Genomic DNA, 6,109 nt, shown 5'->3' with positions numbered 1-6,109 from the left:
GCTGACCCGCTCCCCCAACCCCGGCGTCCGCACCGAACGCTCGCCTAACTATTTGGCGCTCGCTGAGTTCAGCGAGCGCCAAATAGTTAGGCGAGCGGTGGGTGGGGGCCGGGGCGATACGTGCCGCGTGACAACTGTCACAGCGAAGCCGTGACAGCGTCCCCTGACCGGATCGGCGGCATCGCGGCACCGTTGAGACATGGACGCGATCACTCTCACCGGAATCACCAAGACCTACGGCTCGCTGACCGCCGTGGACCGGCTCGACCTGACCGTCCCGGCCGGCCAGATCATGGCGCTGCTCGGCCCCAACGGCGCCGGCAAGTCCACCACCACCGAGATGGTGCTGGGCCTGACCAAGCCGGACGCCGGCAGCATCGCGGTGTTCGGCACCGACCCGGTCACCGCCATGCGGCGCGGCGACATCGGCGCCATGCTGCAGAACGGCGTCCTGCTCTGGGACGTCCCGGTGCGCCGGCTGCTCGCCCTGATGCACGGCCTGTACGCCCACCCGTTGCCGCTGGAGGAGGTGATCGAGCGCGCCGACCTGCGTTCGATCCTGCGGACCAGCACAAACAAGCTCTCCGGCGGCCAGGCCCAACGGGTCCGCTTCGCGCTGGCGATGATGGCCGACCCGCGGCTGCTGATCCTGGACGAACCCACCGTCGGCATGGACGTCGATGCCCGCCGCGCCTTCTGGGCCGCGATGGAGACGCTGACCGCCGAGGGCCGCACCGTCGTCTTCGCCACCCACTACCTGGACGAGGCGGACGAGTTCGCCGACCGGATCGTGGTGCTGGACGACGGCCGGATCGTGGCCGACGGCACCGGCAGCCAGATCAAGGCCGTGGTCGGCGGACGCCTGATCAGCTTCGCCGGACCGGACCACGACTACCGCGGCCTGCCCGGCGTCGCCGCCCAGGAACGCCGCGGCCCCCGCACCGTGCTGACCAGCACCGACTCCGACAGCACGCTCCGCGCGCTGCTCGCCGACCCGTCCGTCAGCGAGGTCGAGGTCAGCTCCCCCAGCCTCGAGGACGCCTTCGTCTCGCTGGTCTCCTGACCGGCCCGCACCCGAAAGAAGTGACCCGATCATGACCACCCTGACCACCCACCGCTCCGGACGCGACTCCCGTCCGGCCCGCGCGATCGACGACGACGCCCCGCGGGCCGGCTCGGCCCGGGTCTTCCTGCACTACACCGGCCAGAGCATCCTGACCCAGCTGCGCGACTGGGCGTTCCTCGGCTTCGTGATCGTGATGCCGACCACGATCTACCTGTTCTTCGCCAGCATCTACGGCGACGAGGGCACCGACTCCGGCTTCAACGTCGCCGCGCTGATGATGGTGATGATGGCCACCTACGGCGGCCTCGGCGCCGCCATGAACGCCGGCTCGCAGATCCAGTCGGAACGCTCGTCCGGCTGGTTCCGGCAGCTGATGCTGACCTCGCTCACCCCGGCCCAGTTCGTGGCGGCGAAGGTGATCACCGCCGTCGCCGTGGTGATTCCGGCGATCGTCACCGTGTTCATCGCCGGGGCCGCGCGCGGCGTCCGGCTGGACGCCGGCAGCTGGGCGGCGTCCCTGGGCCTGATCGTGGCGTCGCTGCTGCCGATGGTGGTCTTCGGCCTGGTCATCGCGCTGTGGTTCAAGCCGCAGACCGCGACCGCGGCCACCACGCTGGCGATGCTGGTGCTGGCGATGCTGGGCGGGCTGTGGTTCCCGCTGGACATGATGCCCGAGGCCATGCAGACGGTCGGCCGGACGCTGCCGTCCTACTGGGCGAATCAGATCGGCTCGTGGCCGTTGACCGGCGGCGATTTCCCCTGGCAGGGGGTCTGGGTGCTCGGCTGCTGGCTGTTGGCGCTGGTCGTGATCGGGGCACTCGGCTACCGTCGGGCCATCCGCACCTCACGCCGCTGATCCACACCACACCATGACCGACAAGACCGCGTTGCAGGCCCCGGCGTTCGCTCCCGGGGCCTGCGACCTGCCCTGGTACCGGCGGGCGCTGGCCCAGGGCGCCGGCTACATCCTGCCCAGCTGCGTCTTCGCGTTCATCCCGATCGTCTACGCCCTGGACGCCGCACCCGCCGTCATCGCCCTGGTGGCGCTGAATTGCCTGGCCATCGTGGTCTTCTTCGCCGGCAGCACGCTGGTGATGCACTGGCCCGAGTACGCCCGCTGGCTGTGGCTGCTGGGCCTGATCGGCTCGATCGTGCTGCTGGCGGTGTTCCCCGATTCGCGCCCGATCTACTTCGCGCCCTTCATCACCTGCACCTCGGTCACCCTGATCGCCTGGCGGCACGCCCTGGTGGTGGTGATCGCCACCACCCTGGTCGGCCTCGGCATCGCCGTGCTGCAGGGCGACCTGTTCGGTGTGGTGATGGTGCTGATGGGATTGGCGCTGGCGCTCACCGTCGGCCTGGGCATCCGCTACGACGCCACCCGCGCCGCCCTGCGCGAGGCCGAGGAGCGCACCGCGGTGCTGGCCGTCGCCGCCGAACGGGAACGGATCGGACGCGATCTGCACGACATCCTGGGCCATTCGCTGACCACCATCGCGGTGAAGGCCGACCTGGCGCAGCGGCTGGCCGAACGTGACCCGGCCGCGGCGTCCGCCCAGATCGGCGAGATCGCGGCCATCGCCCGGCAGTCGCTGAAGGACGTCCGGGCCACCGCCGCCGGGATGCGCGAGGTGCGGCTGGCCAGCGAGATCGCCGCGGCCCGGTCGGTGCTGACCGCAGCCGGCATCGAGTGCCGCGCCCCCGTCGCACTGCCGGTGATCGGCGACGCCGACAGCGAATTGCTCGGCTACGCGGTGCGCGAGGCCGTCACCAACGTGGTGCGGCATTCCGGAGCGACCCGCTGCACCATCGAGGCGGACGCCGCCGGCGTCACCATCACCGACGACGGCACCGGCTTCGGCGAACCGCACGAGGGCAGCGGCCTGACCGGCCTGCGCGAGCGCGCCGAACGGGCCGGCGGCGGTTTCACGCTGCACACCACGAACCACGGAACCGTGCTGTCGGTCCGGCTCCCCGTCCCCGCCCCGGCCCCCGAAGGGAGCAACCGATGATCCGCGTGCTGGTCGCCGACGACCAGGAACTGATCCGCACCGCGCTGGCCACCACGCTGAGCCTGGAGGACGACATCGAGGTGGTCGGCCAGGCCGGCAGCTGTGCCGCCGCCGTCGAGGTGGCCGGACGGACCCAGCCGGACGTGGTGCTGCTCGACGTCCAGATGCCCACCGGAGGACTGGCCGGCGAGGACGGCATCGACGCCATCGTCCCGCTGCTGGCGGCCGCGCCGGGCGCCCGGGTGCTGGTGGTCACCACCTTCGGACGTCCCGGTTACCTGCGCCGGGCGCTGGAGTCGGGGGCGATCGGGTTCATGGTCAAGGACGCCCCGGTCGGTCGGCTGCTGGAGGGCATCCGGCGGGCCCACCAGGGGCTGCGCCAGGTCGACCCGGAGCTGGCCGCCGCCAGCCTGAGCCTGGGGGCGTCCCCGCTCACCGAACGCGAGGCGCAGGTGCTGGCCGCCAGCGTCGGCGGGACGTCCACCGCCGAGATCGCCGCCGCGGTGTTCCTCTCCGAGGGCACCGTCCGCAACTACCTGAGTTCGGCGATCGGCAAGCTGGCCGCCCGCAACCGCGCCGAGGCGATCCGCACCGCCGTCGACAACGGCTGGATCTGACCCCCCTCTCCCGAACCCAACGCTCGCCGGTACGCGGGTACGCCGTACGCCGGTACGCCGGGGACGGTTCCTTTCGTCCCACTCCCCTTCTTCCGCTCGCCTAACTATTTGGCGCTCGCTGAGTTCAGCGAGCGCCAAATAGTTAGGCGAGCGGATGGGTCGGGCTGGGGGCTGGGGCCCGCGGTCGGGGGGTCCGGACGGTAGTGCCAGCACTACCCCGAGTCTCGTGCGGTCGCCATTCGGTGGCTCACAGCCGGCCCATAGGGTGGCCGTATGACCGCGACTCTGCCCGCTCCCACGACCGATGTCATCGCCCGCGCCGTGGGCCTGACCAAGACCTACGGCACCGGAGACGCGCAGGTGCATGCCCTGGCCGGCGTCGACCTGGAGCTCCGGCGCGGGTCGTTCACCGCGATCATGGGGCCGTCCGGCTCCGGCAAGTCGACGCTGATGCACTGCCTGGCCGGGCTGGACGCCTCGACGTCCGGGCAGATCTGGCTGGGCGGTACCGAGATCACCGGCCTGGACGACCGGCGGCTCACCGCGCTGCGCCGGGACTCCATCGGCTTCGTCTTCCAGGCCTTCAACCTGCTGCCGACGCTGACCGCCAAGGAGAACATCCTGCTGCCGCTCGACCTGGCCGGACGCCGCGTCGAGGCGTCCGAATTCGACGCCGTGGTCGGTTCGCTGAAGCTCACCGAACGGCTCGGCCACCTGCCCTCGCAGCTCTCCGGCGGGCAGCAGCAGCGGGTCGCCATCGCCCGGGCGCTGATCACCAAGCCGCAGGTGCTGTTCGCCGACGAGCCGACCGGCGCGCTCGACTCGCGCACCGGGCATGAGCTGCTCGACCACCTGCGCTCGGCCAGCCGCGAGCTGGGCCAGACCATCGTGATGGTCACCCACGACCCGAACGCCGCCGCCTACGCCGACCGGGCGGTCATCCTCTCCGACGGCCGGATCGTCGACGACCTGGACGCCCCGAACTCCGACACCGTGCTGGACGCCATGCGGAAGCTGGGTGCCTGATGCTGCGCCAGGTGCTGCGCGAACTGCGCTTCCACCCGTCCCGATTCATCGCCACCGTGATCGCCATCGCGATCAGCGTGGCGTTCATGGCCGGCTCGTCCATCCTGGTCGCCACCGAGAACAACGGCATGCAGCGCCTGCAGTCGCTGTCGATCTCCACCGCGGACGTGGTGGTCGAACTCGGTCCGGACGCCGACCATGCCGCGGTCCGGAAGGTGCTGACCAGCGCCCCCGGGGTGGTCGCGGCCGAGCCCAGCCTGACCATGACCACCAGCCTGCGGCACAACCGGGCCTCGGCGCTGACCGGGCTGATCGGCGTGCCGTCCGAAGCCCTGCGCTGGTCGCACATCGTCGAGGGACGCTGGCCGCAGACCGCGGGCGAGCTGGCGCTCAGCCGGGCGGCGGCGAACGGCCTGCAGGTGAAGGTCGGGGACCGGGTGGAGACCAGCTACGACGACATCGCGTTCACCGTGGTCGGCCTCACCGACGAGCCCAACTCGCTGTTCCTGCAGACCGGCTACGTGGCGCCGGCCGCGTTCGCGCTGACCGGGATGGACCCGGCGCTGGGCGCCGACACCTGGATCGTCCGCGGTTTCCCCGGCAATGAGCCCGACCTGCTGGCCAAGGACCTGAACGCCGCCCTGAGTTCCGTCAAGGACGTCGAGGCGAAGCCGGCCGACGAGGTGCGGGCGGAGTCGATGCAGGCGCTCACCGGCGGGTTCGACGTCTTCCGGAACCTGCTCTGGGCGTTCGCCGCGATCGCCGCGGTGGTCGGCATGATCACCATCGCCAACACCTTCACCATCCTGCTGGCCCAGCGGCGGCGCCAGATCGGCCTGCTCCGGGCGGTGGGCGCCAGCGGTGCCCAGGTGCGCCGCCGGTTCCTGCTCGAAGCCTTCGCCCTGGGCGTGCTCGGATCGGCGCTCGGCCTGCTGACCGGTGCCGGGCTGGCCGCGATCGGCTCGTCGCTGACCGGCTCGCTGTTCTGGGGCATGATGCTGCCCGGCGGCGACCTGGCGATCGCCTTCGGCGCCGGCGTGGTGATCACCGTGGTGGCCGCCTTCGTGCCGGTGCTGCGCGGCACCCGGGTGCGTCCGCTCGAGGCGCTGCAGCCCGAGCCGGCGTCCGACGAGAAGCGCCGGGCCGGCATCGTCCGCGGCGTGATCTGCGGGCTGCTGGTGGTCGCCGGGGTGGCCGGCGGCGCGCTCGGCCTCGGCACCGAGAACCCGCTCGTGTTCGCCATCGCCGGCTGCGCCGTGGTGGCGCTCGGCGTGCTGTTCGGTGCGCCGCTGTTCGTCCCGGGGTTGCTGCGGCTGGCCGGGGCAGCGGTGCGCGGCTTCGGCACCACCCCGCGACTGGCCGCGCAGAACGCGCTGCGCAACCCGCGG

General features: G+C 71.7%; 6 protein-coding genes. All 6 read left to right on the top strand.

Going from position 1 to position 6,109, the window contains the following annotated elements; translation table 11 throughout:
* Positions 1-199: 199 nt before the first annotated feature.
* Positions 200-1,063: an ABC transporter ATP-binding protein gene (locus QM582_RS19450; RefSeq protein WP_415087236.1), complete on the top strand. Its 864-nt coding sequence runs from the start codon at positions 200-202 to the stop codon at positions 1,061-1,063.
* A gap of 31 nt (positions 1,064-1,094) precedes the next feature.
* Positions 1,095-1,922, top strand: a complete 828-nt coding sequence (locus QM582_RS19445; RefSeq protein ID WP_415087235.1) for an ABC transporter permease — start codon at positions 1,095-1,097, stop codon at positions 1,920-1,922.
* Positions 1,923-1,935: 13 nt separating this feature from the next.
* On the top strand, positions 1,936-3,078 hold the full coding sequence (locus QM582_RS19440; protein WP_415087233.1) for a sensor histidine kinase: 1,143 nt from the start codon (positions 1,936-1,938) through the stop codon (positions 3,076-3,078).
* Positions 3,075-3,695 (top strand): response regulator, encoded by a 621-nt coding sequence (locus QM582_RS19435; RefSeq protein WP_415087231.1) that lies wholly within the window; start codon positions 3,075-3,077, stop codon positions 3,693-3,695. Before QM582_RS19440 ends, QM582_RS19435 begins: the two co-directional genes overlap by 4 nt.
* A gap of 273 nt (positions 3,696-3,968) precedes the next feature.
* Positions 3,969-4,721, top strand: a complete 753-nt coding sequence (locus QM582_RS19430) for an ABC transporter ATP-binding protein (RefSeq protein ID WP_415087229.1) — start codon at positions 3,969-3,971, stop codon at positions 4,719-4,721.
* Positions 4,721-6,109 (top strand): FtsX-like permease family protein (locus QM582_RS19425; RefSeq protein ID WP_415087228.1); only part of this gene is annotated, 1,389 nt, incomplete at its 3' end. The genes QM582_RS19430 and QM582_RS19425, both read left to right, overlap by 1 nt.

This window comes from Micropruina sp. (assembly GCF_047607385.1).
Classification (GTDB): Bacteria; Actinomycetota; Actinomycetes; order Propionibacteriales; family Propionibacteriaceae; genus Micropruina.
The sequence above is the reverse complement of the archived record's forward strand: the minus strand, read 5'-3'. Positions and strand labels throughout refer to the sequence as shown.

What these genes read in the sequence shown, in the direction of transcription:
- QM582_RS19450 (WP_415087236.1), top strand. Translation starts at nt 200, where the DNA reads ATGGACGCGATCACTCTCACCGGAATCACCAAGACCTACGGCTCGCTG.
- QM582_RS19445 (WP_415087235.1), top strand. Translation starts at nt 1,095, where the DNA reads ATGACCACCCTGACCACCCACCGCTCCGGACGCGACTCCCGTCCGGCC.
- QM582_RS19440 (WP_415087233.1), top strand. Translation starts at nt 1,936, where the DNA reads ATGACCGACAAGACCGCGTTGCAGGCCCCGGCGTTCGCTCCCGGGGCC.
- QM582_RS19435 (WP_415087231.1), top strand. Translation starts at nt 3,075, where the DNA reads ATGATCCGCGTGCTGGTCGCCGACGACCAGGAACTGATCCGCACCGCG.
- QM582_RS19430 (WP_415087229.1), top strand. Translation starts at nt 3,969, where the DNA reads ATGACCGCGACTCTGCCCGCTCCCACGACCGATGTCATCGCCCGCGCC.